Source organism: Streptomyces sp. NPDC059455 (genome assembly GCF_042750115.1).
GTDB classification, from domain to species: Bacteria; Actinomycetota; Actinomycetes; order Streptomycetales; family Streptomycetaceae; genus Streptomyces; species Streptomyces endocoffeicus.
In genome coordinates, this window is sequence record NZ_JBHYVB010000102.1 from 13,427 (window position 1) to 39,446 (window position 26,020).

Sequence of the window (26,020 nt, forward strand, 5' to 3'; positions counted from 1 at the left end):
CTGGTTTTCCGCGAGGGCATTGGTGCGGACCGGCGGAGCCGGCCGCCGCTCGATGCCGATCGTCGGATCGCATTCGATTCAGCCCTGTCGCTGCCACCAGCCGATCGCCTTGCGCGCGATGGCCAGCTCCCGGTTGACGGTGTCGGCGTCCATCTCGTCCGCGCGGGCCGCCGCGAGTTCGGCCAGCACCTCCGGCAGCGCGGGATCGTCGATGACCGCGACCGGGACGGCGGGCGGCTTCGCGCCGCGGCGGGTGGGTCCGGTCGGCGCGGGTTCGCCGGCGAGCATCCATCCCCATGTCGTCAGCGAGATCCGGTAGATCCGGGCGGAGGACTTTGCGATGCCGGCGCCGGTGAGGTACCGCTCGACCGCCGCGGTGTACGACGCCGGAGCGGCGGACAGGGGCACCACCCGGGCGCGCGGCACACGCAACGCGCCCCCGGCTCCCAGTTCGGTCACTGGTTCGATCGCCACGCCCGCCCCGCCCTTCCAGTACTTCCGCAGTAAATGCGTACACCTCACCCCGGCGGCCGGACCCGTCCGCCGCAGGTCGCGATGATCACGGTAGGGACTCCGCCGCAGTAAATCCGGCATTTACTGCGGCAGCACCCTGACGAGCCATCAGGCCACGGAAGTCTGATAAGGCGACCTCGAAACGGAACCGTCGCTACCGCCAACCGCTGCACCGGCACCCCCTCACGGCGAACGCAGCCCCGAGCATTACACAGCGCTACACGCCCGTTCGCCGTAGCTATACGAGAACAGGGCCGCCAGGCGGGGAGTTTCAGACGTTCACCGCCACGGTGCCCCAGAGCAGTTCGAGGGCCTCTCCAACATCGTCGTCCGCCACCGATGCCAGGGGCCGGGCCTCGCCGAGCATCGGCGGTCTTGCAACCACACACGGTCACCGGCCAGCTGGACCCCACGGAGAACTCGCAACAGTTGGATACGCGAGCTCACCAGTAGCTATACGAGAAAAGAGCCTTCACCCGCGCTTGTCGCACGCCTACGGCATCCCACTCACGGAGCGCCGACACCAAGCCGGCGCGTCGCGGAGTAGACGCATCGCCAAGTAGGTGTGCACTCAGCGCTAACGAAATCCATAGCGCTGCCATCTACCATGAAATGCGTACGCCAGTGAGCGGGAGCCATACCAGCGTATGGCGATGCGCCCGCGCGCTGGCAACGAAACTGCAAGCGGTTCCTTCGTGAGGGAATTTCCCCAGCGCGAGGCAGAGGGAGATTCCTTTTCGGAGCGCAGTCGGCACATCACCACTGAAGGGCATACCGTGTTGAAGAAAGTCGGCACCTTACTAGCTGCTGCAACAGGCATACTAGCCACGGCTTCTCCCACCTACGCCGTTGACTATCCCCACTATCCAAGCAGGCTGTCCACATCTGACAACGCGGGCATGGGCGCCTTCTTGGCCGACGGTGATTATATCGGAGTGGCAGACCTGGATAACGACGGCAGGAGTGCCGTCACCCGCTGGGAGACCGATTATGGCCGCTCCGGCGAGTGCAAGGCGACCAACGGGCCGACCAACGACTGGACTGACTGCAACTACAACTTCGCCGAGACGGGTTCTCTGCGCTTCAAAGTCTGTCTACGTAACTACAGCAACGACATCGGTTGGATTAATTGTTCCGACTGGAGCCCGTGGCTGTCGATCTCCGACGGCACGCCTACTGCATAGGAACGTAAGACGAAAAGTGCCTCAGCGCCCCCAGTGGCTTATCCGGTGGCCCAGAAGCTGATCAACAGCAGTCTACCCGGCAATGCCGTTTGCTGTGGTTGCGGTAGTCCTTGGGCGGCATGCCGTAGGCGCGGGTGAAGTCGGCGGCGCGAGGGAAGCCCCAGCGGGCGGCGATGGTGTGGATGGGGGTGGTGCGCTGAGTTGGGTCCGCGAGGTCATGAGAGGCTCGTTCCAGATGCTGGCGGCGGATCGACGCCGTGACCGTTTCCTCTTCATGCTGGAAGAGGCGGTGAAGGTAGCTGGTGGAGATGTGGTGTGCGGCGGCGATTGCGGGCGGCGTCAGTTGCGGATCATGCAGGTTTGCCTGGATGAACGCCCGGATGCGTAAAACCAGAGCCTGCTGGTGGCTCTCTGGCGGGAGCGAGTCGCCGGCGTCGAGCGCGCGGGCGAACAGTGCGGACAGCAGGTCCACCGCGACCGTTCCCAGTCGGGGTCCGTCGTCGGGCCGGTAGAAACTGGAATCCCGGGTCACCTGGGTGAGGAACTGGGCGAGCAGCGCTGCGATACCCTCCCGCCCCGATAACCGTCGCATGATCAATGAGTCGATCGCCTTCTCCGGCAGTGGCAGCAGTTTCCGGGGGATGAAGAGTCCTGTTCCCAGGATCGTGTCCTCGCCGTGGCTGGTGGTCGCCCGTATGAGGTGGGGGCGCGAGGTGTCGTGGAGAACCAGGTCGTACGGTTCGTATTCGGCCTCGTGACCGGGGCTGGTGAGTTCCATCGTCCCGCGTAGGTTGAGCGAGAGATGGTAGAGCTCGGGGTCGGACTGCTGGATCAGCTTCTGCGTTCGCCGCAGTGTCATCGGTGAGTGTTCCATCGTCCACAGCTGCACGGCTCCCAGCGCCAGGATGCGCTGCGACACCGTGGTGTCCGCTGTGCGGTCACCTTCGACGTCCATCGGCACGTACGTCTGGGAGATGTGCTCGCGCCAACAGGAGAACCTGTCGGGCGCGAGCACATCCCGTGTACTGAAAGCCGTCTCGATCAGCATTCCTCTCCCCGTGAGCCCTTGATCGTTTGCATCACTGACTGTGTGCAAGAGCACACTCGGTGCACATGCGCACATGTCGAATTCCCTGGCGGGATGGGAACCACACTTGGGGGCGGTGGCCTGTGTCGAGGATGGCCGGATCGGGCTCGTGGGCCCGGCGGTCAAGTGGCGCCTCCGGCTGGGGAAACCGGCCCTCCGGCTCGAAGACGTCAGGCGGCCATCCGCAGCCGCCCCACCGCTTCGTTCTCGGGCGGCTCCATGTCCCAGGTGCCATGTTCCGAAGCGGCGGGTCTTGCTGGTGATGTACGGGGTGACGGTGGCCAGGTCCACCGGGTCCACCTCCCAGCCCTCTTCGATGAGGTCGTTGGCCACCTTCGTGATGTCCACGGCGGTATGAACAATGAGGCAGTTCGCCAGCAGCTCGTTGAACTTGATGGCCTTCTCCTGGTGGTCCGGGTCGTTGTCCTGGAGCACGTCGGAGGCGAACATCAGCCAGTTGCTGAACTTGTGGAACGCCTCGACCTTGTTCGTCATCGCCTGGATCGATTCGCGCAGCTCGGGTTCCGATAGGAATCTGAGGAGCACGATCGTCCTCATGACCCGGCCGAGCTCGCGGTACGCCTGGTAGATACGGTTGCGTTTGGACTCGTTGCCGAGCCTGCGCAGGAGCGCGGCCGAGGACAGCCGGCCCTCTCGGATCGACAGCACTACGCGCATGAGGTCCTGCCAGTGGTTCTCGATCAGGCGCCAGTTGATGACGTCCTTCTCGGGGTCGCCGAACAGTGGGTCGATATGCTGGTATGTCACCGTCGGGCTGGGCCGGTAGAAGGTCAGGTCCTTCCAGCTGCGGATGCGCGGCAGCAGCTCCACGCCGAGCATGTGCGCGAGCCCGAAGACAGGCAGGGACTGGCCTTGCGTGTCCCCGTGGACGATGTCGACGGTCACCTCGGACTGGTTCTTCAGCAGGCCCTCGAACAGATACACCGCCTCCCACACTCCACATGGGATGAAGTGGCTGAAGAGCGCGATGTAAGTGTCGGACACGTGTCTCATCGAGATGCCGCCGAATCCCCCGTACCGGATGTGGGACTCGGCGAGCATGTTGTTTTCCCAGGTGTCGTACTGGGAGCCGTCGATTCCGGCCTTGCCGACATCGCCCCACACGTGTGCCAGGTCGAGCTGGATGAACATGTCGATGACGTCCGCCGAGGCGGCGTTCAGCTTCTCCGCGGTGATGTGCTGGTTGCCTGCCAGGGACAGTTCGTGCACCGAGACTTTCTGCCGCATGTGCCGCGCGACCTGCGCGGGGCCTGCGTTCGTCCCGTAGCAGAAGACCGCCAGGACGTAGCGGGCGAGCTTGTCGCGGATCTTCGGATCGCTTCCGGAGGCCGGGCCGAAGTGCCGCCACCACTGGATCCAGTACGCGGTGCGGGCGAGCACGTCGAGCAGGCTCCACTCGGGCAGCCTGCGCAGGATCTCCGCCTCCAGGTCCTGCGCGGACTTGCGGCGGTCCTTGCCCTTGCGCGGGGTGAGCACGATCTTCCCCGACGCGGTGTCGATGGTCAGGTCCGCGTTGTCCGGGTATCCGGCGTCCACCTTCGCGGCCACCTGGGTGAGCTTCTGCTTCAGTGCCGCGGTGAACGCCGGGGCGGTGGAGGGTAGTCCGGCCTGCTCGCAGTAGTCGGCGGCCAGCGGCTCGCACGCCTGCCAGGACAGCAGTTGGTCGTGCAGGTTGGCGTACGACTGTGAGCCGATGACCGCCACGTCTCCGGTCCGCAGCTCCTGGGTGAGGTAGAAGAGGGTGCACACCTCGAAGTGCCGCCGGTTGATCTTCCCCGGCTTGTGCTTGTCGAACAGGATGCGCTGCCACATCTGCGAGGCGAAGTCGGCCGCGACCGTCTTCGTCTTCTCGGTGCCGTCCTCCTGGGTGACGGTGTAGGTCACCGGCACCCACTGGCTGCCGCGGTGCCGCATGGCCTGGCAGAACTACACCGCCTGGAGCACCGTGTCGTCGGTGGAGGTGGCGACCATCGACAAGGTCTCGGTCAGGTCGAGCAGGACCTTGCGGTGGCTGCGGAAGTGCCGCCGCATCAGCGGCGCGTAGTTGTCGCCGTGATGGGCGGAGACCAGCTCGTGGTCCTCCGAGAGCTTGGCCAGCCCGCCGGCCTTCTCCAGCCGCTCCAGCACCGCTCGGCCGCACTCGGCGTGCACCGCGTTCTGCTTGCGGACGCTCGTGGGCAGGTTGACCGACTCGCCGTCGAAGCCGACCGCGTCCTTGGCCGCCTCCAGCACCTCACCCAGCACCGCGATCAGCCGCTCGGACTCCGCCCCGTGCCGCTCACGGATCTTCTCCAGATCCTCCTTCGCCTTCTTCGTGATCGACCCCATGCGCTTGCACAGCATCGTCACCAGCTCGTCCCTCGCGCGCACCTTCGCCATGTGCAGCAGACTCGCCAGCAGAGCACACCGCTTCACCACGCCGACCTTGGACATCTCGGCGGCGTCCAGCACCTTCGCCTGCCCGGCGAAGTGCTCCACCTTCCCCGGCGGCACCCCCTCAAGCCACGTCGCCGTCGACCCCAGCGCTTCCAGCCTGTCCAGGTGGGCCAGGTGTTCGCGCAGATGGGAGACCGTCGGCGCCTTCGCCGGGCGCTTCAGCTCGTCGAACCTGCTGCGACCGCCCGCGGGCACCCGCAGCAGTCCCAGCAGCCGGGCGCGGTCGACCTCATCGATCCGCGACACGATCGCCGCGAAGAAGTCCTCGTTCGCCTCGGTCCTGATCGCTGAGGCCATCTCGTCCAGCGTGCTGTAGCCGGGCAGCTCCATCCTCGCCCTAACCAGCTTCTCCAGCGCCACGTTGATCAGGTCGGCCGGATTGTCCTTGGTCTGCACGGCCTCCCGAATCGCCGCCGCGACGACCTGGCGGGCCTTATCCATGTCGTAGACCACGCCGAGCCGTTCACGGATGAAGTCCCGCTGCCGCGCGGCCGTAAGCACCGAGTCGTGCCGCGGCGACACGCTCTCGTCCTGCTCCAGCAGACCGCGCACATGCCCGACCACCAGCTCCGGCACCTCGACCAGATCCGGGAAGTAGCCCAGCTTCTGGTAGCTCTTCAGCATCACCACCAGTGCCAGCAGATGCTCCGGCGAACGCGCCTTGCCTCGCGCCCACGCCATCTCGGCCGTGCCGGGGGTGAACGCCTCATGTAACTCGCGAGAGGAGATCGTGCGCTTGAACCGCGGGTACGCGGTACGTTCCACCGAAGCCATGCGCCGCATGATCCCGGCCGCTCACCCGTACGGAGCGCACGCAGCCGAGCCGATCACAGACACCACAAGCACATGACCAGGGAAGAAGCCATCCAGGCACCCCGCCGCGAATCATCAGAAAAACCCACGAACGGGTGACCCGCCGGTGGGCCAGCGAGCTTCAGATCACCACCGCAGACGGCCTACGGCACGTTTCCGGCGTATTCCGGCTGCCCTCCCACAGGAACGCCTCATGTCCGTCAAAGGTTCGCCGTCTAGCCTCCGGGCATGCCGATGACGCGCTCCACGGATGAGGCACTGGCACGGGCCGCCGTGCTCGCCCTGATCGCCCAGGCGGAGCTCACGCCCAAACCGGGCCTCGCCGACACCCGCGATCTCCAGGCCCGCGCCACCGGCGCGGATCTGCTCGCTCTGCGCTGGTCGGCCAAGGCGCTGACGCCCGGGTTCGCGGCCATGGCCGCCGCCGCCCGCCGTCCCGGGGAGCCGACCCGGGCGCTGCGCGAGGAACTGGGTGCCATCGGCCGCTGCGCCGAGTGGACGATGGCACGGGCCGGTGGCGGCGCGGCCACCGGCCCCCTCCACCATGGCGCGCTGTGGGTGATCGGCCTGCTGGTGGCGGCCGCCGCGCTGCGACCCGGTGCCGGGCCCGAGGAGATGACCTCCACCGCCAAACGGATCGCGGACCACCCCGACCGTGGCGCACCGCGCCGCCCCTCGCCGGGCTCGTATGTCTCCGCCGCCTATGGGGCGCCGGGCGTGCGTGGCGAGGCGCGGGCCGCCTTTCCCCATGTGCGCCGCGCCCTGGACGCCCTGTCCCGGGCGCGTGCGGCGGGCGCCACCGAGACCCAGGCGCGGCTGGACGCGCTGCTCACCGTGATGAGCACCCTCCAGGACACCGGCCCGCTGTACCGGGCGGGGCCGCCCGGCCTCCGGCGGGTCAAGGTGGGGGCGCACACCGTGCTCGAGGCGGGCGGCGCGGCCACGCCCGAGGGCGCCGCCGCTCTGTCCGTGCTGGACGCGGAGCTGCGGGAGCGGGGTATCGCGCCGCGCGGAAGCGCCGTGCTGCTCGCCGGCGCCCTGTTCCTGGACGGCCTCCCGGCACCGGCCGTCACGGCACCGGCCGTCACGGCACCGGCTGCCACGGCACCGGCCGTCACGGCACCGGCTGCCACGGCGCCGTCCGGGCGGTGACTCCCCTCGGACCTCGGACCTCGGACTTCCGGGTGTTCAGTCCTTCGCCGGTGCCGCCAGCCCGTGGCGGTGGAGGAAGGCGTCGACGAGCCGGTCGGTGAACTCCTGACCGACGGGTTCGCCGGTCACCAGCACCCGGTAGTAGACGGGGCCCATGAGCTGGTCGGTCTCGGCCGTCAGATCCAGGCCGGGCGCCAACTCCCCGCGCTCCAGGGCCCGTTCCAGCGGAAGGCGGTCGCGGCCGCGCTGGCCGTCGAGGTACCGGGACCGGAAGTCCTCGGCGAACGCCGGATCGTGCTGCGCGTGGGCGATCAGGGCCTTGAAGACGGCACCGGCGTCGGACGCGCTGAGGAACCAGGCCAGCTCGCGCAGATAGGTGCGCAGGTCCCGGGCGAGGTCGCCGCAGTCGCGCACGGTCAGGTCCTCGGCCACGTCCTGGAGGAAGGCGTCCATGAGGACGTCGGTCTTGGTGCTCCACCAGCGGTAGATGGTCTGTTTGGCGACACCGGCCCGAGTGGCGATGCCCTCCATGGTGACGCCCGCGAAGCCCTTCTCGACCAGCAGGTTGTCGGCCGCGTTCAGCACCGCGAGCCGGGCCTGCTCGCTGCGCCCGTGCCGGTTGCCGTGGTGGCGTGCCGCCGGTCGGCCGGTGCCGGGTGTCCCGGTGGTCTGTGTCGCGCGTGCCATCTCGCCTCCCCGGTCAGGATAGCGACCTGCCGGGGCCGCTCCGCCCGGGAGACCCTCCCGGCGTGGAGATCGGCGGGAAGATCGGCCGCCGCCTCCGAGCCACATGGCTGGGCCCGCCTGCCGGTGGAAGAACCGGCCCGCGGGCCCGGGTGCCGAGAGGGGGTGGCTAGTCCCGTTCCCCTTCGGCCTGTGAGGGGGTTGTCCTCTGTACGTCGGGGTGGCCGGTGTCCATCTCGTCGTCGCGCTCGCCCTCGGCCTGCGAGGGGGTCGTCCACGGCACGTCCGGGTGGCCGGTTTCCCGTTTGTGTTCGGTGTGGGAGGGGGCTGCCTCGGTCATCTGATGCCTCCGCTCCTCGTGCCCTCCTGGTGCGGACGCGGCCCATTTTACGCCCGAATGCCCACGTCGGCGCGGTGGCGATCATGAGGGCCGGAGCGAGGCCGGGAGCTGTCGGTGCACCAGCGTGGCGTACCGGGCCCCGGCGAGCATCAGGTCGTCGTGGCCACCCCGCTCCGTGAAACGGCCGTCGTCCAGGACGACGATCTCGTCCGCGTCCATGATCGTGCTGATTCGGTGGGCGACGACGATCCTGGTGCAGCCCAGCGCGGACAGCTCACCGGCCACCTCCGCCTCGGTCACGGCGTCCAGATGACTCGTGGCCTCGTCCAGCACCAGCAGCGCGGGGTCGGCCAGGAGCGCGCGGGCGATCGCCAGACGCTGGCGCTGGCCCCCCGAGAGCGCACTCCCGCCCTCCGCCACATGCGTCTCCAGCCCCATGGGCATCCGCCGCACATCGGGGAGCAGTCCGGCCCGGCCGAGCGCTTCGAAGAGGGCGTCGTCGGGCAGGTCGTCCCGGCCGAGCCGGAGATTCGATCCGATGGTGCCGCCGAAGACATGGGGTTCCTGTGTCACGATGCCGAAGCGGCGGCGCAGACTGTCCGCGTCGTACTCCTCGATGGCGCGCCCATCGAGGAGCACCGTGCCCTCGGTCGGCCGCAACAGCCCGGCGAGCAGGCGGATCATCGTTGTCTTCCCGGAGCCGCTGGCCCCGACGACGGCGAGTTTCGCGCCCGCGGGAACGCGCAGGGTCAGGTCGCGCAGGATCCACGGCCCCTGCCCGTAGCGGAAGCCCACTCCGCGCAGCTCGATCTCGCCCCGCACCATGGCGGGGGCGGTGATACCCGGCCTTCGGACCTCCGGACGCTCGTCCAGCACATCGTGCACCCGCTCCAGATGGGCACCGATGGTCTGGAGGTAGCGCATGCTGGTGGCCAGCCCGGCGATCGGGGTGAGCAGCCCGGCCGCGATCGCGTTGAGCGCGATCATCGAGCCGATGGTCAGCGCACCCGAGCGCACCTGCGCGATGCCCAGCAGCAACAACACCAGCGGGGAGGCCACCTGCAGCAGCAGGGTGAGGGAGTCGGTGAGGGCGTCCAGGCGGCGTCGGTGGAGCGCCGCCCGCAGATAGTCGCCCAGCGATCCACGCCAACGGTCGAGCAGGGTGCCGACCAGCCCCGCGCTCTTCACGAACTCCGCGCCCCGCAACGCGTCCACCGCCACCGACTGTGCGGCGGCCTCGGCGCTCAGCTCCCGTTTCGCCAAGGCGTTGGCCGGCCGCAGGGTGGCCAGCACGATGGCGATCTGCGCCGCGCCCAGCCCCGCTGCCAGGAGCGCGTACCAGGGACTGAAGGCGCACAGCAGCACCAGATAGCCGACCACGAAGACACTGTCGATGACCAAGGTGACCATGCGTGAGGTCAGCAGATCCCTGATCACCGTGTTGCTGTTGAGGCGGGCCAGCAGATCCCCGCTGCTCCGGGCCTGGAAATAGCCGAACGGCAGACGGAACAGATGAGTCATAAACCGGTCGCCGAGTGCGCCGTCCAGCCGATGCTGCAGCACCAGCAGGGCTCCGGCCCGCCCCAGTCCGATCAGCGCGTACACCGATACGAAACCGGCGATGCTCAGGGAGAGACCCGAGAGTGTCCCGGCCCGTTCACCGATGAGCGTGTCGATGCCGTACTTGGTGAGGAACGCCGACCCCAGGGCGAGTAGCTGCACCATCCCGGAGAGCAGAACCGCGAGGACGGCCCACCGCGGTGCCATCCGCATCATGTCGCGCACCAGCCGCAGTGGCCAGGAATCCCGGGGCCCGCGCCGCTCGATGAACGAGGAGCCGGGGGCGAACTCCAGCAGGGTGTCCGAGCTCCGGGCGCGGAACTCCGCATGGGAGACGGTGGCGCGTCCCTCGCCGGGGTCGAGCACTCGCACCCCCTTGCGCCCGACACCTCCCACCACTACGAAGTGGTGGTCGTCCCAGTGGGCGATGGCGGGCTTGCGCACCGCGCCGAGTGCGTCCGGCGCCACCTTCAGCCCCCGGGCCTCGAGCCCGTGGGCGCGCGCGACCTCCAGGATCCGGCGGGCGCTCGCGCCATCGCGGCTCACCCCGAACTCCGCGCGCAGCTCCCGCAGGGGAACCCTGCGGCGGTGCGTCCCGAGCACCATGGCCAGACAGGCGGGACCGCACTCGACCTCGCTCATCTGGGCCACGAACGGCACCCGCGACCCCATCTGCCTGCCGCTCATATGTGTCTCCTCCCGCGCCGCGTTCCCTGGCGCAGCAGCGTGCGGCACACCGGTTCGGCCCCGGTTCACCACCGGTTCATTTCGCCGCTGACCGGCGCGGACGGCACCGCGAGACGCGGCGGCACAAGGTTTTCGCAAGGTTCCCGGCCAACTCGCTCACCCAGTTTTGGCTGTGTCACACCGGGCCGACCGGAGTGACGTCCATGAACGGACCGATACGAGCACGTCAAACGGAGGAACCATGAACCGGACCACCAAGGCATGGAAGGACCCGGTCTTCCGCGCCGGGCTGAGCTCCGAGGAGCTCACCGCGCTGCCCGCCCACCCGGCGGGTGCCATCGAGCTGACCGACCAGCGGCTGGACAACGTCGTGGGCGGGGGGCTCACCGACACCTGGGTGACGTGCGGTCACAAGACCTGCCGCACCTGCTTCACCTGTGACTGGCTCTGTGGCTGAAACGGTGCGTCCTCGGACGCGGTGATCCATGAGCCATTCCGGCGCGGGCCCCACGGGGTCCGCGCCGGATCGGATCGCGACCGGGCCGTCTCCACGGCAACAGGGCCATGGCGGGTGACAGGGCCGTCAAAAGAGGGACAGGGCCGTTAAAAGAGGGGGAGAAGTGAGGAATCGGCAGCAGGACATCCTGAACTCGACGACGTGGTGGCGAGGCGTGCCCCTGCACGACCGGCGGCCGGGCGCTCCGGCGGTCACCGCCGAGCAGCGTGCGCACGGGCTGCGCCGCCTGGAGCTGTGGCGCAGCGGCATCCTCTTCTCCGCAGGAAGGCCCGCCACGGGGGTGGACCCGCTGGAGCGCTGGACGGCCACGGGGGTCACCGAGGAGGGGCTGATCATCCTGCTGGGCGAGCCCGCGGAGTCGCTCGCCGGGCGGCTGCCCGCACCGGAGTGGCTGAAGGTGATCGCCGAGGCATGGCGTCATCACACCTCCGACGGCGACGACGATGTCCGGGGCCATGTCCACGCGGCGACCCACAGTCCCGGCCATGACCACGGTCACCGCCCCGGGCTCGGCCCGGCCGAACTGGCCCTCCCACTGCTGCGCTGGGCCCGGGGGGAACTCCGGCGCCGGGTGCCCGCGCTGCCTTCGGACCATCCCCTCCTCCTACCGCCCCTGGAAACGATCTCCGGCATGGTGTCCCGCGCCCTGGTTCTGGAGCTCAACGTGGCCAGGGTGACCGGGGAGCTGGCCGGCGACACCCCTGAGGAGCGGTTCACCTCGTTCATGGCCACTGTCCGCACCCCCGGGCGGGCGCTGGAGATCCTGTCCGAATACCCCGTACTGGCCCGTGAACTGGTGGCCTCGCTGCGCCACTGGATCGATGTGAGACAGGAGTTCGCCGAGCGCTTCCTGGCCGATCTGCCCCGGCTGCGCGCGGTGTTCGGCGGCTCCTGGCGCGGTCTCGGCGATGTGACGGACATCGGCTTCGGCGCCGGTGATACCCACAACGGCGGCCGGTCGGTGGCGTTGTTCACCCTCTCCGACCGTACGAAGCTGGTCTACAAACCGCGGTCGGTCGCCGTCGAGCGCCACTTCAACGACCTGCTCGCCCGGCTCAACGACCGGGGGCTGCGCCATCCGCTGCGCACCGTGGAGGTGCTGGCCCGGCCCGGGTACGGATGGGTGGAGCACGTGGCCTCCGGGACGTGCGCCGACGAGGCCGGGGCCGACCGGTTCTTCTGGCGCCAAGGCGCCCAGCTGGCCCTGTTCCACGCCATCTGCGGCGCGGATCTCCATCTGCAGAACCTGATCGCGGCGGGGGAGCACCCCGTCTTCGTCGACCTGGAGGCCACCTTCCTCGGGCGGTCCCGAGCGGTGGCCGACCCCGTCCTGCGGATCGCCGGCGCGGTGCCCGATGTCCTCAACGACTCCGTCCTGGGCATCGGGCTGCTGCCGGAGCGGATCATCGAGGTGGACGACTCGGGCTGGCGGGACGCGGAGATCAGCGGGCTCGCGGGCGGCGGCGGCCAGCTTTCACCGAGCGTGCTGCCGACCTACACCGGCCAGGGCACCGACGAGATGAGGCTGGTGCGCGAGCGAATGCCCATCGGCGGCGCGGCCAACCGGGCCTCCGTGGGCGGAACATCCGTCGATCCACTGCGGTACCGCCGATCCCTGGTGGAGGGCTTCGAGTCCGCCTACGGGCTCATCGAACGGGAGCGGGACGGACTGCTCGCCGAGGACGGCCCGATCGCCGCCTTCGCCGAGGACGCCGTGCGCCATGTGCCCCGGCCGACCTCGGTCTACAGCCGCATCCTCGCCGAGTCGATGCACCCGGACGTCCTGCGCGACTCGCTGGACTGGGAGTATGTGCTCGAAGCCGGCCTCGCGGACGGGCATCGGGGCGTCGCGGGCAGGATCGAGCTGCTGACCAGCGAGCAGCGCCAGCTGGCCCGGCTCGATGTGCCGACCTACCACACCACGCCGTCCGCCACCGACCTGTGTGACGCGGACGGCGTTGTCGTCCGCGACTTCCTGGCCACCTCCGGGATGGAGGCGGTGCGCGCCAAGATCCGCCGGATGGGCCCGATCGATCTGCGCCGCCAGAAGTGGTGCATCGACGCGTCACTGACGGGCCTCACCTTCGGCACCCGGACGCCGACCGCCCCCCGGCCGCGGGAGCTGCCCGACCGCCCCCTCGACATCCGGCTCGCCCTGCGGGCCGCGACCGCCCTCGCGGACGAACTGCTCGACACCGCGGTGCACGGCACCGACGACCAGCCCCCGCACTGGCTGTCGCTCAATGTCGTGGGGGAGCGCTACTGGCGCGCGGGACCCGCCGGGATCAGCCTCTACGACGGGGTGAGCGGTATCGCGCTGTTCCTCGCGCACCTCGGCTCGATGACGGGGGACCAGCGGTACCGGGAGGTGGCCGAGCGCATCGCGCAGTCGCTTGCGGACTCGCTGACCAGCCCCGACCGTGGCCGTCACGTTCGTTTCAGCTTAAGCATCGGGGGGTTCGGCGAACTGGGCGGCGCCGTCTACACGCTCACCCATCTGGCCGCCCTGTGGGACACGCCCGAACTGCTCGACGCGGCCGCCGCGCTGGTTCCCGAGCTGGCCGGGCGGTTCGAGGGCGACCGAGAACTCGATGTGGTCCAGGGAACGGCCGGGGCGGCGCTGGCCCTGGCCGCGCTCCACCGGACGCGTCCGGACGAGCGCACCGCGGACGCGCTGCGACTCGCCGCCGCCACACTCGCCAAGGCGGCGACCGAGGTGACCGGCGGAGCGGCCTGGCGGACGGCGGTCGACCCCGACCGGCCGCTGCTGGGAATGTCCCACGGGGCGAGCGGCTTCGCGCTCGCCCTGGCCCGCGCGGCCGAGCTGACCGGCGAGGACCACCACTACCGGCTGTGCGAGGAGGCGCTCCGGTTCGAACGCCACGGTCTGGACCCAGGCCGGGGCAACTGGCCGGATCTGCGCAGCATCGTGCCACGGGGATCCTTCATGGACGCCTGGTGTCACGGTGCCGCCGGTATCGGGCTGGTCCGGGCGGCGCTGCTCGGTGTCGAGGGGCTCGCCGATGTCCATGAGCTCCTCGCGGAGGACCTGCGCATCGCGGCCGGCACCGTCCGCGGCGACCTGCTGCGGGACGGCGTCCGCACGGGACTGGGCAACGACTCGCTGTGCCACGGGGATCTGGGGCTGGTGGCGGCGCTGCTCGCGGCCGGTCCCGCGCTGGGGGAGACCGACGACCTCGGCCCCCGCGTGGCGCGCCTGGTGGCCGACCGGGTGCTGGCCGGGGACGTCCGTCCCGGCGTCCCGATGGGAGTGACCACCCCCGGACTGATGACCGGATCGGCCGGGATCGGATACGGACTGCTGCGTGTGGCCGCACCGGACCGGGTGCCCGACGTCCTCTCCCTCGCCGCCCCCGGAGCCGACGGCGGACGCGACGCGCTTCGTCACGGTGGCCGCCGATGACCCCGGCACCGGTGCGCTACCGCATCCTCGGGCCACTGGAGATCCGGGGACCGGACGGCGCCTTCCGCATGGTCAGCCAGGCCAAGTGCCGTGCGCTGCTGGCCGTACTGCTCGTCAACGCGGGCCGTACGGTGTCGGCCGGGGAACTGCTGGAGCAGCTCTGGCCGGGCGGGGCGCCGAAGTCCGCCCCCAAGCTGGTCCAGCAGTACGTCCACCGGCTCAGGCGGGCGCTTCCCGCGCCCCCGCCGGAGCGCTGCCCGGCGGTGCGGTGCGAAAGCCGGCTGCTCACCAGCCCGCCGGGCTACCGGCTGGCGGTGGACTCCGGTGAGCTGGACGCCGACCGCTTCACGGCGCTCGCGAGGGTGGCGCGCGGGGCCCTGGCCGAAGGGCGGACCGGGCAGGCGGCGGAGGGGCTGCGGCGGGCCCTGGACATGTGGCGCGGGCCCCTGCTCGCCGATGTGCCGGACCTCCCCGCGATCACGGCCGAACTCGTACGGCTGGAGGAGACACGGCTCTTGGCCACCGAGGCATGGGTGTGGGCCGAAGTGCGCCAGGGACACGCCCATGACGTCGTACCAGAACTGGAGATCCTGGTCGCGGCCCACCCGCTGCGCGAGTCCTTCCGCCATCAGCTCATGATCGCGCTGTGTCTGACCGGGCGCCGTGCCGACGCGCTCGGTGCGGCCCGGCAGCTGCGGCAGGTATTGGCCGAGGAGCTGGGTATCAGGCCGGGAGCGGACGTCCTCGCCATGGAGCAGGCGATCATCCGGGACTCCCTCGCGGATCTGCCGGGGCTGGTGTCGAAGGCGATCGGCGCGCCGCCGGCCGCCCGGAGCGTATGAAGGGCGCACCCGGGCGATAGAAGGTGCCCCCCCGCGTCCGGCTCGCGCTCCCCGTCGTGATGTCCCTTCCATACCGGGAAGTCCTCCCCGTACCTTGGGGAGTTGTTGACTCGGTATTGCGCCGACTGTCATCCACAGGTGGTCGGTGCGGGGGCTACGACACAACGGGGGAAAACGCATGGGGGCGCGATTCGGCGTGCTCGGTGCCATAACGGTGTGGCAGGACGGGACGCCGGTGGACGTGGGGCACGCACGGCAGCGGCTGGTGCTCGCGGCGCTGGCCGTCGACGCGGGGCGGGTGGTGCCCACGGGGCCGCTGGTGGACCGGGTGTGGGGGGTGGGGGTGCCCCGGCGCGGCCGGGAGGCGCTGTACGCGTATGTGTCCCGGTTACGGCAGGCGCTGTCGGGCACGGGGGCGGAGCTGGTACGCGAACAGGGCGGCTACCGGCTGGCGGCGGAGACCGACGCGGTGGATGTGCTCCGGTTCCGCGAGACGGCCTGCCGGGCTCGTGCGGCCGGCGGCGGGGAGGAGGCGGCGGCGCTGTGGGAGACCGCGCTGGGGCTGTGGCGGGGTGAGGCGTTCGCCGGGGCGGACACCCCCTGGTTCAACGCTCAGCGTTCGGTGCTCGAGGCCGAGCGGTTCACCGGGCAACTGGACCTGATGGACGTGCGGTTGCGGCTGGGGCAGCACGGCCGGGCACTGCCCGAGCTGGCCGCCCGCGCCGAGGCGCATCCGCTGGACGAGCGGGTGGCCGGACAGCTGATGCTGGCCCTGTACCGGTGCGGGCGCCAGACCGAGGCGCTGGAGCACCATGAGCGCGTCCGGCGCCGGCTGGCCGAGGAGACGGGGCTCGATCCCAGCCCGCCGCTGGTGCTGCTGCGCCAGCGGATCCTCACCGCGGATCCGGCGCTCGACCTCGCCCCGGTCACGGCGCCCGCGACGCCCCGGCGGCGATCGCGGCCGGTGCCTCAGCAACTCCCCGCACCGCCGGTCACGTTCGTCGGCCGCGAGCGGGAACTCGCCGCGCTCGACGACCTGTACGAGACCGCCGAAGGTGAGGGCACGCTCGACATCGCGGCGATCAGTGGTGTCGGCGGGGTGGGCAAGACCTGGCTGGCGCTGCGCTGGGCCCATCGCAACCTGCCGCGCTTCCCGGACGGGCAGCTGTATGTGAACCTGCGCGGGTTCGCTCCCGCCGCCGGCCCGGTGCCCGCGGCGGTGGCCGTACGCGGCTTCCTCGGCGCCCTGGGCGTGGATCCGCAGGAGATGCCCGCCGACCCGGAGGCGCAGGCCGGGCTGTACCGGTCGCTGATCGCCGACCGCCGGATGCTGATCCTGCTGGACAACGCACGCGACGCCGACCAGGTGCGGCCGCTGCTGCCCGGCACGGGCGGCTGTGTGGTGCTGGTGACCAGCCGTGACCGCCTGACCGGACTGGTCGCCGCCAATGGGGCACGTCCGTGCGTGGTGGACCCGCTCACCGACGGTGAGGCGCGGCTGCTTCTGGAGCGGCACCTGAGGCGGGTCCGGCGGACGGACGATCCGCAGGCGTTCGACGCGATCGCCGCGGCGTGCGTGGGGCTGCCGCTGGCGCTGGCGGTCGTGGCCGCGCGGGTCGCGGTGACCCCGCGGTTTCCGCTGCGGACGCTCGCCGCGGAGCTGCACGACACCCAGCTCGGCCTGGACGTCTTCAGCGGGGGCGATACCGCGACCGATGTACGGGCGGTGTTCTCCTGGTCGTATCACGCGCTCGGCACGGACGCCGCGCGGCTGTTCCGGCTGCTCGGCCTCCATCCCGGACCGGACATCTCCCTCCCGGCCATGGCGGGCCTGGCCGGTCTCCCGGTGTCCCGGGTGCGCCCCCTGCTGGCCGAGCTGGCCCGGGTGCACCTGGTCGGGGAGGTCACGCCCGGCCGGTACACACTGCACGACCTGCTCCGCGCCTACGCGGGCGAACTGGCCCACACCGTGGACCCCGAGGCCGATCGCAGGGGTGCGCGGCGCCGTGTCGTCGAGCACTATCTGCACACCGCCGATGGCGCGGCCGGGCTGCTGGACCCGCACCGGGACCGCGTCCCCCTGCCACCCGCCGTGCCGGGTGCCTGCCCGCAGGAGATGGCGGACCAGACCGCGGCCCTCGGCTGGTTCACCGCGGAGCACGCCGTACTGCTGGGCGTGGTCGACCTGGCGACCGGTGCCGGTCTCGACGCGGGCGCCTGGCGGCTGGCCAGGAACCTGGAGACCTATTTCGACTACCGCGGACACTGGCACGACTGGGCCGCCGTCCAGCGCATCGCCCTCGGCGCGGCCCAGCGGCTCGGCGATCCGGCGTGGCAGGCCGGCGCCCACCGCGGCCTGGGCAGCTGCCTCACCCAGATGGGCCGCCTTGACGAGGGACACCGCCACTTCCGTCACGCCCTCGACCTCTACGAGCGGCTGGGTGACCCCATCCGTCAGGCACATGTCCACCGTGGCCTGGGCTGGGTCTGCGGCCGGCTGGGCGGCCACCGGGACGCGCTCGGCCACAACGAACGTGCCCTGACGCTCTATCGGCGGGCGGGGCACCGGGCCGGGGAGGCCCTGGCGCTGAACAACGTCGGATGGGTGCACGCCGTACTGGGCGACTACCGGCAGACGCTGGACTACTGCGGCCAGGCGGTGTCCGTGAACCAGGAGATCGAGGACCGGCATGCCGAGGCCGGGGCGTGGGACAGCCTCGGCTACGCCCATCACCACCTGGCCGAGTACCCCGCCGCGGTGACGTGCTACGACCGGGCCCTGCGCCTGGTGCGTGGCTTCGGCGACCGGTACAACGAGACCGAGATCCTGAACCATCTCGGCGACACCCAGCTGGCCGCGGGCGACTTGGACGCCGCCCGGGCCGCCCGGGGCCAGGCGCTTGAGATCGCCCTGGAGATCGGCCATCCGGACACCGACGAACTCCGTGCCAAGCGGGACGATCTCGACCCGGCGGGCTCCGCGGACCTGAGGGCTCCGCATCCGGTCCTGCGCTGATGTCGGCACGTGAGAATGTCTAGACCAGTTTCATGTTCACTGCCATGATAACTCTGCACTTCCGGCACCCCCCACTTCATGTGCACTCCTCATTTCCCCCGCAGACGCGGCCGTGCGGCCGCGAGAGGTGGCGTATGTCCAGACGCGTCTCCACCCGATTCCGGACCCTGCCCTGCTGGGCGTCGGCCTTACTCCTGGCCCTGGGCATGACCGCACTGGCCCCCGAGGCGTCCGCCCGGCCGGCCGTGCCGAGCACGATCCCGCTGAAGTTCACCAACAACTCCGGGCGCGGCGACCAGATCTACGTCTATACGCTCGGCACCCTGCTCTCGACCGGGCAGCAGGGCTGGGCCGACGCCTCCGGGACCTTCCACCCCTGGCCCGCCGGTGGCAACCCGCCCACCCCGGCGCCCGACGCGTCGATCGCCGGACCGGCCAACGGCCAGTCCCTGACGATCCGCATCCCCAAGCTCTCCGGCCGGGTCTACTTCTCCTACGGCCAGAAGATCGACTTCAGGCTCACCACCGGCGGCCTGGTGCAGCCCGCCGTGCAGAACCCCTCCGACCCCAATCGGAACATCCTGTTCAACTGGAGCGAGTTCACCCTCGACGACTCCGGGCTGTACATCAACAGCACCCAGGTCGACATGTTCTCCGCGCCGTACGCGGTGGGCGTGCAGGGCGCCGACGGCAGTACGAAGACCGCCGGGCACCTCAAGCCCGGCGGCTACAACGGCGTCCTCAACGCACTGCGCGCACAGGGCGGCGGCTGGGGCAAGCTCATCCAGACCCGCCCGGACGGCACCGTCCTGCGGGCCCTGTCACCCGGGCACGGCATCGAGGCGGGCGCCCTGCCCGCCAACGCGATGGACGACTACATCAACCGGGTGTGGCAGAAGTACACCGGCACCACCCTCACGGTCACGCCCTTCGCCGACCGGCCGAACGTCAAGTACTTCGGGCGGGTCTCCGGCGACGTCATGAACTTCACCAATGGTTCGGGAGCCGTGGTCACCAGCTTCCAGAAGCCGGACTCCGACTCCGTCTTCGGCTGCTACAAGCGCCTCGACGCGCCCAACGACCAGGTACGCGGCCCGATTTCGCGGACCCTGTGCGCGGGCTACAACCGCACGACCCTGCTCACCAACCCCAACCAGCCGGACACCGGCGGCGCCGGGTTCTACACCGACGGCGTGACCAACCACTACGCCCGCGTCATCCACGGCCAGATGGCCGACGGAAAGGCGTACGCCTTCGCCTTCGACGACGTCGGCCAGCACGAGTCGCTCGTCCACGACGGCAATCCGCAGCAGGCGTCCATCACCCTGGACCCCTTCAACTAGGCCGGGAGGAGGCACGGCATGAGACGCAAGAGACCGCTGCGCACCCGCCTGGCCGCCCTCGCGGCCGGAGCACTCGCCCTGCTGGCCCCGCAACTCCTCCCGGCCACGGCCGAAGCGGCGCCGTCCGCCACCGTGTGCAACAAGTACTGCGACGCCCGCGATCCGGCGCTCGCCCCACAGAGCCGCACCCCCGTCACGGCCACCGTCTTCTCCCGCTCCATCGCCCTGCACTTCGACGACACCGACGCGATGGGCTGGGCCTCCATCGACAACGGCAGCCCCGGTGACGAGGTGTGGCTGGACCGCTCGTTCGACGGCGGCCGGACCTGGTCCTCGGGCAGCCGCCTCGGCAACACCGCCATCCCCGCGGGGCAGCGCGGCTGGCGCACCCTGATGTACAACGTGGACGACTGGGGCGCCCAGGGCGTCGGCGCGCTGCGGGCCTGCGGCAAGGCCGGTGACCGCGCCGACATCGCGTGCACGCCCTGGGCTCGTACGACCTGGAACGCATGGGACCGCCGTACGGCCGCCGCCACCGCCCAGATGGCGTTCTACTCGAACGGGACCGGGCTGTTCTCCACCACCGGCTGGTGGAACTCGGCCAACGCCCTCACGGCCGTCATCGACAACATCCGCGTCACGGGCATGCGCAGCTATGAGTACGCGATAGCCCGCACCTACGACCTCAACCTCGGCGCGCAGGGCGGGCAGTTCCGCAACGACTACATCGACGACACCGGCTGGTGGGGTCTGGCCTGGGTGGCCGCCTATGACCTCACCGGGGACTCCCGCTATCTGGCCACCGCCCGGGCCGACGCCGACTACATGGCCTCCTACTGGGACTCCACCTGTGGCGGCGGTGTCTGGTGGAGCACGGCGAAGACGTACAAGAACGCCATCGCCAACTCCCTCTACCTCCAGCTCAACGCCGCCCTGCACAACCGGATACCCGGCGACACCACCTACCTCCAGCGGGCGAGGACGGAGTGGACCTGGTTCCAGGGCACCGGCATGGTGAACGCCTCGAACCTGGTCAACGACGGCATCGACCTGGGCACCTGCAAGAACAACGGCAGCGCGGTCTGGTCCTACAACCAGGGTGTGCTGCTCGGCGGGCTGACCGAGCTGTACCGGGCGACCGGCGACGGTTCCGTGCTCGACACGGCCCGTCGCATCGGCACAGCCGCCACCACGTCGTCCCAGCTCAACACGGCCGACGGCATCCTCAGGGACCCCTGCGAGACCGGCGACTGCGGCGCCGACGGCCCGTCGTTCAAGGGTGCCCATGTGCGGGGGCTGGCCAAGCTGAACGCGGCCCTGCCCGACCACCCCTACACGGCCTACCTCAAACGGCAGGCGGACCGCGCCTACGCCTCCGATCGCAACGCCCTGGACCAGTACGGACTGCGCTGGTCAGGACCGCTGGACAAGACCGACGGGGCACGACAGCACAGCGCACTGGACCTGATGAACGCGGCCTCCTAGGCCACGACCGCGGCCACGGCAGCGCTCATCAGGGCCGCAGGATGAGCTTGCCGCGGCTGTGGCCGGTCTCGCTCTGCGCATGGGCCTCGGCGGCGTCGGCGAGCGGGAAGCTCCGCACCACGGGCACCCGTAGCCGGCCCTCCGCGGCGAGCCGGGCGTAGCCGGCGATGGCCTCCATGGAGCGGCCGCCGCCACCCGCGGAGAAGGTGACACCGAGATCGGCGGCCGCGGGGTCGGCGATGGTGACGACGCGGTCGGTCGTGCCGCCCCGCAGCTCGATCGACACGGGCAGGGCGCCCTGGCCGGCCGCGTCGTAGACGGCGTCGACACCCTTCGGCGCCACGGCGCGCACCCGGTCGGCCAGGCCCTCGCCATAGGCCACCGGGATCGCGCCGAGCGAACGCAGATATTCGTGGTTGGCGGGCGAGGCGGTGCCGATGACGGTGGCGCCCCGGGCCACCGCGAGCTGGACACCGACCCCGCCGACCGCACCGGCGGCCCCGTGCAGCAGCAGGGTCTCGCCCTCCTTCAGCCCCAAAAGGTCCAGGACCCGCGCCGAGGTCTCGGTGGCCACGGGCAGCGCCGCGGCCGTCTCCCAGTCGAGGCCGGCCGGCTTGGGGGCGACATCCGTGGCCAGCGCGTACGGGGCGTAGGCCCCGGTGTCCGTCCAGCCCAGCACCTCATCGCCCACCGACACATCGGTGACCCCGTCACCGACCTCGTCGACGACCCCGGCCGCCTCGCCACCCGGGATCGCCGGGAACGCGGCGGGGCCCATCTGCGGCATCCAGCCACTGCGGATCTTGTAGTCGAGGGGGTTCACGGCGGCGGCCATGACCTTCAGCCGCACCTGCCCGGGACCCGGATGGGGCTCCTCCGTCTCCTTCAGCCGCAGCACCTCGGGGCCGCCGTACTCCTCGTAGACGATCGCCTTCATCATTCTCACTCCCGTCAGCCCTGTCGAGGGGGCACGTTTGTAGCGACAACGCCATCCTCGGCCGGGACATGCCCCGCCCGGCTGTTCCTTCGGCCAGTTCCACCTGGCCGGAGGGACAGCCGGGGCCGCGGGACGGGACCATTACGCTGACGGACATGGACCTCACGGCCGCAGTCGATGTGATCCGGGCGCCCCTGGGCGAGATCCTGCCGCGCCTGTCCGCCGCGCTCTCCGAGGCGATCGCGCACCGGGCGGTGGCCGAGCTCTCCGGCAACTGCCCGCACTCACCGTTCAAGACCCATGGCGGCCCGCCCGGCGAGCCCGGAACCACCATCACCAGCGCCGAGATGGCCGCCATCGCCCCGATGGCGGCCGCCGAGGGAACCTGGCAGGGCCGGGCGTGGCTGGCCGGTGCCGAGGTGCCGGTGCTGGCCGTGCACAGCGATGCCACCGCGCGGGGCGCGCTGCTCGTCCTCGTACGGACGGAGGAGATCCCTGCCCCGGCCGAGGCCCTGGCGGCCGCCCGCGCCCTGTGGGATCTGGTGACCGCGCACCGCGACCGGATGGCCTTCGAGGCGGTGCCCGGGACGCTGGGCCAGTCGCGGGCCGCCGCCGCGGCGCGGGCCACGGCCATCACCGAGCTTGTCGACGCCCACGGCGCTGCCCTGTCCGCCCTGCTCGGCGTGTTGCGGGGCCGAGAGCTGGACGACCGGACCGCACGGGACCGCGCGGTCGACCTCGCCGTGAGCACCCTGGCCGAGCTGCGCGCCCGGACCGACCGCGATCAGGCGCTGGTGGAGGAGCCGGCCGGGGACGCCTTCGCCCGGCTCGCCGAATCGCTCCGCCCGGAGCTGCGCGGCCTGTCCGTACGGCTGGACCTCGGCCCGCCCGGCACCGAGGAGGGCGCGGACCGGCTGCTCGCCGCCGACGTGGCCAATACGGCCCGCGCGGTGGTGCGGGCCGTGGTGCACGCCATGCTCGACGAGCAGGGACCGGGCCGGGACGGCGCGCCGCGCCCGGTGCACCGCGTGCACATCGGCTGGAAGGTCGGCGAGGGCGAGCTGCGCGCCACCGTACGGGACGACGGCCCCGGCGTCCTGAGGCGGACCGCCCTGGACGCCCGCCGGGTCGGGGAGCGGCTGGCCGCGCTGGGCGGACGGCTGGACGTGGACGCGGTCCCGGAGTGGGGCACCACGGTGACGGCCACTGTGCCGCTCGGCCCGCCGCACCTGCCGCTCGGCCCGCCGCACCTGCCGCTCGGCCCGCCGCAGCCGGCCCGCGAGGATCCGCTGGACGGCCTCGGGGCGCGCGAGCTGGAGGTGCTGGAGCGGCTGGCCCGCGGGCGGCGCAACCGGCAGATCGCCCAGGAGCTCCACATCAGCGAGTCGACGGTGAAGTTCCACGTGGCGAACATCCTGGAGAAGCTGGGTGTCACCTCGCGTGGCGAGGCGGCGGCGCTGGCCCACGCATGGGGGGCCACCGGCTCCTGAGCGGCCGCTGACATGGCGTACCCGGCAGCCACGTCGGCGGACGGCCTTACGCTTCGGAACGTATCGTTGGCGAGGAACGGCGAGCGGAGCGTTTGATGACCACACCGCGGGACCTGCTGATCGTCACTCTGGACGTGGCGCCCATCCGACCCCTGGAGCGGGGCGACCTGTCGCTCGCGCTCGCGGGAGCCGAGCTGATCGACCTCCTCGGCACCGAGGCGCTCACGATCGAGGACGAGCGGATCGTGCCGGGGCTCTGCCCGCCGACCGGGGATCGCCTGCTGGACGAGGCCGCCGCGTCGCTCGTGCGCCAGCCGCCCCACGAGGCGGTCGGCGAGTGGCTGTGGCGCAGGGGCCGCGGTCTGTCCTCCGCCTATCTGGACGTCCTGGAGGAGGCGGGACAGATCACCCGGCGGCGCCACGGCTGGCTGCCGCTCCGCGCCGGTCAGGCGGTGCCGGTCGACTCACCCGCCCGCCGCCGCGCGACGGACCGCTGGGCCTCGGACGAGCCCGTCCTCGCGACCCTCGCGGCGGCCATCGGCATCCGTGAGGAGCCCGCGGAAGACGCCACGGGCGCGACCGGCGACGCGACCGTGACCGTGCTCGCCGCCGTCAACGACGCCGTGATGGAGCTGGAGGCCGAGCGGCAGCGGCGGGCCATCGAGGAAGCCGCCTACGACAACATCTGGCGCGGCCAATGACAGCGTGACGGTGACGGGGGGAGTGGCGGGCGCCGCCGGGGGAGGCGCGGTGCCGTCGGCGCCGCCCACGATCCGCAACCGTGGCCGCGGGCGGGCCGTGCCGCCGTATCGTGTCGGGTGATCCACCACGTCCCATTGGGTACCACCCCCGAACGGAGCCGCACATGGACACGTTAGCCGGAGCGTCCGGGCACAGATCCCCCCACCACGACGCCGGGCCCATCACGGCACCTTTCCCCCAGGCCCTCCTCGACGCCTTCCGCGCGCGGCCGGAGCCGCCCGCCTTCGAACACCGCTCGCGCGCCCTCTCGCGCGGCGAGGTGCTGGAGCTGATCGGCCGGTGCGCCGACGGGCTGCGGGCGGCCGGACTCGGCCCGGGCCGTTCGGTGGCGGTGGCCACCGATGTGACGCCCGAGGGTTTCGCACTGCTGGTGGCGGCGTACGCGCTGGGCTGCCGGGTGACGGGGCTGCGGCCCGGCATGACCCCGGCCCATTTGGAGTACGTCCTCTCCGACGGAATCGACGTCCTGGTGGCCGACCAGACCGGTGCCACCCCCGAACTGCTGGACGCGGCGGGCGGGGTGACCGTGCTGCGGCTGGGTCCGGACCTCCTGGACGCCCACCCGAAGGCCACCGGGGAGCTGACCGCCGAGGGCCGCCCGGACGACATCGCCCTGGTGACGCTGACCAGTGGCAGCACCGGACGCCCCAAGGGCTGTGCGCACAGCTACCGTTCGCTCGCCCTCAACTGGGCCTGGCAGCCCGCTCGTTGGCCCGAGCGGACCGTGCGGCTCGCGGCGGGCTACGAGCGGTATCTGCTCTTCGGCACCCTGAGCAGCGCGGTGATCTTCGAGCATCTCGGGGTCTGCCTGATGGGGGGTGGCACCGCCGTCATCCCCGAACCGCGGTTCGCCTTCCCCCAGGTCTTCGAGCGCCACCGGATCACCGCGTGTCTGATGACCGTGCCCCGGCTGCACCATGTGGTGGACGTCCTGCGCACGGACCGCGTGGACACCTCCAGCCTCCGGGTGCTGCTGGTGGCCGGGTCCCCGCTCGCCCCGCACCGGCTCGCGGAGGCGGCCCGGCTGCTCGGCCCGGTGGTCCACCAGGGCTACGGGCAGACGGAGACCGGCATGCTCACCCTGCTCACCCCGGACGAGATGGCCGAGTTTCCGGACCAGGTGTACGACTCGGTGGGCCGGGCGTGGTCCGGGGTGGAGATGGACGTCCGCGATCCCGAGGGGCGGCCGGTGCCCGCCGGGACCACCGGCGAGATATGGGTGCGCACCGACTCGGCGATGGCGGGCTACTGGGGGGACGAGGAGCGGACCCGGGAGGTGCTACGGGCCGGATGGGTGCGCACCCGCGATGTCGGACACCTGGACGACCAGGGCTTTCTGCGGCTCACCGGGCGCGCCCGGGACGTGGTCATCATCAACGCGATCGTGCACTACGCCGGGGCGATCGAACGCGCGCTGGCGGCCCATCCCGATGTCGACCAGGCGTATGTGGTGGGCGCGCCCGACGAGCGCACCGGCGAGGCCGCGCACGCCTTCGTCGTCCCGGCCGAGGGTCGTGAACCGGATCTCGACGCCGTACGTGCCCTCGTCGCGGCCGAGTTGGGGGAGGCGAGTGTCCCCGCCACCGTCACCGTGGTGACCGAGGTGCCGGTGGCGCCGAGCGGCAAACCGGACAAGCGGGCGCTGCTGTCGCGGGTCACCGGGCCGCTGGAGACGGCGTGACGGCGCGGGGTCGCCGGGGCTGAGAGGTCCCGGTGTGCCCGCGGGC

The 26,020-nt window shown here is 71.2% G+C and carries 18 protein-coding genes and 1 pseudogene; 11 read left to right on the top strand and 8 right to left on the bottom strand.

Features of this window, described 5'->3' with window-relative positions; translation table 11 throughout:
- Positions 1-78: 78 nt before the first annotated feature.
- Positions 79-474 carry a hypothetical protein gene (locus ACFXB5_RS30890; RefSeq protein ID WP_385213828.1) on the bottom strand — a complete coding sequence of 132 codons (396 nt, stop codon included), beginning with the start codon at positions 472-474 and terminating at the stop codon, positions 79-81.
- 316 nt (positions 475-790) lie between these two features.
- Positions 791-877: pseudogene (locus ACFXB5_RS30895) on the bottom strand (integrase/recombinase); the annotation flags it as partial.
- Between the two features lie 283 nt (positions 878-1,160).
- Between ACFXB5_RS30895 and ACFXB5_RS30900 the strand changes: the two are divergent.
- Positions 1,161-1,697 carry a hypothetical protein gene (locus ACFXB5_RS30900; protein WP_385213831.1) on the top strand — a complete coding sequence of 179 codons (537 nt, stop codon included), beginning with the start codon at positions 1,161-1,163 and terminating at the stop codon, positions 1,695-1,697.
- A 61-nt stretch (positions 1,698-1,758) separates the two neighbouring features.
- Here ACFXB5_RS30900 and ACFXB5_RS30905 read toward each other — a convergent pair whose 3' ends face one another.
- Both ACFXB5_RS30905 and ACFXB5_RS30910 read right to left on the bottom strand, forming a co-directional pair.
- Positions 1,759-4,719, bottom strand: a complete 2,961-nt coding sequence (locus ACFXB5_RS30905; RefSeq protein WP_385213833.1) for a Tn3 family transposase — start codon at positions 4,717-4,719, stop codon at positions 1,759-1,761.
- A gap of 12 nt (positions 4,720-4,731) precedes the next feature.
- Entirely contained in the window at positions 4,732-6,015 is a 1,284-nt protein-coding gene (locus tag ACFXB5_RS30910) for a DUF4158 domain-containing protein (protein WP_385213836.1), read from the bottom strand.
- A gap of 273 nt (positions 6,016-6,288) precedes the next feature.
- Between ACFXB5_RS30910 and ACFXB5_RS30915 the strand changes: the two genes are divergently transcribed.
- Positions 6,289-7,206, top strand: a complete 918-nt coding sequence (locus ACFXB5_RS30915) for a triphosphoribosyl-dephospho-CoA synthase (protein WP_385213879.1) — start codon at positions 6,289-6,291, stop codon at positions 7,204-7,206.
- A 36-nt stretch (positions 7,207-7,242) separates the two neighbouring features.
- Here the strand turns inward: ACFXB5_RS30915 and ACFXB5_RS30920 are convergent, their stop codons facing one another.
- The 3 genes from ACFXB5_RS30920 to ACFXB5_RS30930 all read right to left on the bottom strand — a co-directional run bounded on the left by ACFXB5_RS30920 (position 7,243) and on the right by ACFXB5_RS30930 (position 10,477).
- Positions 7,243-7,893, bottom strand: a complete 651-nt coding sequence (locus ACFXB5_RS30920; protein ID WP_385213839.1) for a TetR/AcrR family transcriptional regulator — start codon at positions 7,891-7,893, stop codon at positions 7,243-7,245.
- A gap of 166 nt (positions 7,894-8,059) precedes the next feature.
- Positions 8,060-8,230, bottom strand: a complete 171-nt coding sequence (locus ACFXB5_RS30925; protein WP_201855502.1) for a hypothetical protein — start codon at positions 8,228-8,230, stop codon at positions 8,060-8,062.
- An 81-nt stretch (positions 8,231-8,311) separates the two neighbouring features.
- Complete coding sequence (locus tag ACFXB5_RS30930) at positions 8,312-10,477, bottom strand: peptidase domain-containing ABC transporter (RefSeq protein WP_385213842.1); 2,166 nt, start codon at positions 10,475-10,477, stop codon at positions 8,312-8,314.
- A 241-nt stretch (positions 10,478-10,718) separates the two neighbouring features.
- Here ACFXB5_RS30930 and ACFXB5_RS30935 point away from each other — a divergent pair, with 241 nt between their 5' ends.
- The 6 genes from ACFXB5_RS30935 to ACFXB5_RS30960 all read left to right on the top strand — a co-directional run bounded on the left by ACFXB5_RS30935 (position 10,719) and on the right by ACFXB5_RS30960 (position 21,104).
- The gene (locus tag ACFXB5_RS30935) at positions 10,719-10,934 is read left to right on the top strand and encodes a mersacidin/lichenicidin family type 2 lantibiotic (RefSeq protein WP_385213845.1); all 216 of its coding nucleotides are present in this window, start codon (positions 10,719-10,721) and stop codon (positions 10,932-10,934) included.
- Between the two features lie 163 nt (positions 10,935-11,097).
- Entirely contained in the window at positions 11,098-14,418 is a 3,321-nt protein-coding gene (locus ACFXB5_RS30940) for a type 2 lanthipeptide synthetase LanM family protein (protein WP_385213848.1), read from the top strand.
- Positions 14,415-15,260, top strand: coding sequence for a BTAD domain-containing putative transcriptional regulator (locus tag ACFXB5_RS30945; RefSeq protein ID WP_385213851.1), 846 nt, complete (start codon positions 14,415-14,417; stop codon positions 15,258-15,260). Before ACFXB5_RS30940 ends, ACFXB5_RS30945 begins: the two co-directional genes overlap by 4 nt.
- Before the next feature lie 178 nt (positions 15,261-15,438).
- On the top strand, positions 15,439-18,276 hold the full coding sequence (locus ACFXB5_RS30950; protein WP_385213853.1) for a BTAD domain-containing putative transcriptional regulator: 2,838 nt from the start codon (positions 15,439-15,441) through the stop codon (positions 18,274-18,276).
- Between the two features lie 134 nt (positions 18,277-18,410).
- Positions 18,411-19,619 carry a glycoside hydrolase family 64 protein gene (locus ACFXB5_RS30955; RefSeq protein WP_385213855.1) on the top strand — a complete coding sequence of 403 codons (1,209 nt, stop codon included), beginning with the start codon at positions 18,411-18,413 and terminating at the stop codon, positions 19,617-19,619.
- Positions 19,620-19,637: 18 nt separating this feature from the next.
- Positions 19,638-21,104, top strand: a complete 1,467-nt coding sequence (locus ACFXB5_RS30960; RefSeq protein WP_385213858.1) for a glycoside hydrolase family 76 protein — start codon at positions 19,638-19,640, stop codon at positions 21,102-21,104.
- A gap of 28 nt (positions 21,105-21,132) precedes the next feature.
- On the opposite strand, the gene ACFXB5_RS30965 is transcribed toward ACFXB5_RS30960, so the two are convergent.
- Positions 21,133-22,041: an NADP-dependent oxidoreductase gene (locus ACFXB5_RS30965; protein ID WP_385213882.1), complete on the bottom strand. Its 909-nt coding sequence runs from the start codon at positions 22,039-22,041 to the stop codon at positions 21,133-21,135.
- Between the two features lie 155 nt (positions 22,042-22,196).
- On the opposite strand from ACFXB5_RS30965, the gene ACFXB5_RS30970 reads away from it, so the two are divergent.
- From ACFXB5_RS30970 to ACFXB5_RS30980, 3 genes are all read left to right on the top strand, one after another.
- Positions 22,197-23,531, top strand: coding sequence for a LuxR C-terminal-related transcriptional regulator (locus ACFXB5_RS30970; protein WP_385213860.1), 1,335 nt, complete (start codon positions 22,197-22,199; stop codon positions 23,529-23,531).
- Between the two features lie 95 nt (positions 23,532-23,626).
- Positions 23,627-24,232, top strand: a complete 606-nt coding sequence (locus ACFXB5_RS30975) for a GPP34 family phosphoprotein (RefSeq protein ID WP_385213863.1) — start codon at positions 23,627-23,629, stop codon at positions 24,230-24,232.
- 164 nt (positions 24,233-24,396) lie between these two features.
- Positions 24,397-25,974: a class I adenylate-forming enzyme family protein gene (locus tag ACFXB5_RS30980; protein WP_385213866.1), complete on the top strand. Its 1,578-nt coding sequence runs from the start codon at positions 24,397-24,399 to the stop codon at positions 25,972-25,974.
- The last annotated feature ends 46 nt before the right edge of the window (positions 25,975-26,020 follow it).

Excerpts from the sequence above, each read along its gene's own strand:
- ACFXB5_RS30900 (WP_385213831.1), top strand. The coding sequence starts at position 1,161 with ATGGCGATGCGCCCGCGCGCTGGCAACGAAACTGCAAGCGGTTCCTTC.
- ACFXB5_RS30905 (WP_385213833.1), bottom strand. The coding sequence starts at position 4,719 with ATGCGGCACCGCGGCAGCCAGTGGGTGCCGGTGACCTACACCGTCACC.
- ACFXB5_RS30910 (WP_385213836.1), bottom strand. The coding sequence starts at position 6,015 with ATGGCTTCGGTGGAACGTACCGCGTACCCGCGGTTCAAGCGCACGATC.
- ACFXB5_RS30915 (WP_385213879.1), top strand. The coding sequence starts at position 6,289 with ATGACGCGCTCCACGGATGAGGCACTGGCACGGGCCGCCGTGCTCGCC.
- ACFXB5_RS30920 (WP_385213839.1), bottom strand. The coding sequence starts at position 7,893 with ATGGCACGCGCGACACAGACCACCGGGACACCCGGCACCGGCCGACCG.
- ACFXB5_RS30925 (WP_201855502.1), bottom strand. The coding sequence starts at position 8,230 with ATGACCGAGGCAGCCCCCTCCCACACCGAACACAAACGGGAAACCGGC.
- ACFXB5_RS30930 (WP_385213842.1), bottom strand. The coding sequence starts at position 10,477 with ATGAGCGGCAGGCAGATGGGGTCGCGGGTGCCGTTCGTGGCCCAGATG.
- ACFXB5_RS30935 (WP_385213845.1), top strand. The coding sequence starts at position 10,719 with ATGAACCGGACCACCAAGGCATGGAAGGACCCGGTCTTCCGCGCCGGG.
- ACFXB5_RS30945 (WP_385213851.1), top strand. The coding sequence starts at position 14,415 with ATGACCCCGGCACCGGTGCGCTACCGCATCCTCGGGCCACTGGAGATC.
- ACFXB5_RS30950 (WP_385213853.1), top strand. The coding sequence starts at position 15,439 with ATGGGGGCGCGATTCGGCGTGCTCGGTGCCATAACGGTGTGGCAGGAC.
- ACFXB5_RS30955 (WP_385213855.1), top strand. The coding sequence starts at position 18,411 with ATGTCCAGACGCGTCTCCACCCGATTCCGGACCCTGCCCTGCTGGGCG.
- ACFXB5_RS30960 (WP_385213858.1), top strand. The coding sequence starts at position 19,638 with ATGAGACGCAAGAGACCGCTGCGCACCCGCCTGGCCGCCCTCGCGGCC.
- ACFXB5_RS30965 (WP_385213882.1), bottom strand. The coding sequence starts at position 22,041 with ATGAAGGCGATCGTCTACGAGGAGTACGGCGGCCCCGAGGTGCTGCGG.
- ACFXB5_RS30970 (WP_385213860.1), top strand. The coding sequence starts at position 22,197 with ATGGACCTCACGGCCGCAGTCGATGTGATCCGGGCGCCCCTGGGCGAG.
- ACFXB5_RS30975 (WP_385213863.1), top strand. The coding sequence starts at position 23,627 with ATGACCACACCGCGGGACCTGCTGATCGTCACTCTGGACGTGGCGCCC.
- ACFXB5_RS30980 (WP_385213866.1), top strand. The coding sequence starts at position 24,397 with ATGGACACGTTAGCCGGAGCGTCCGGGCACAGATCCCCCCACCACGAC.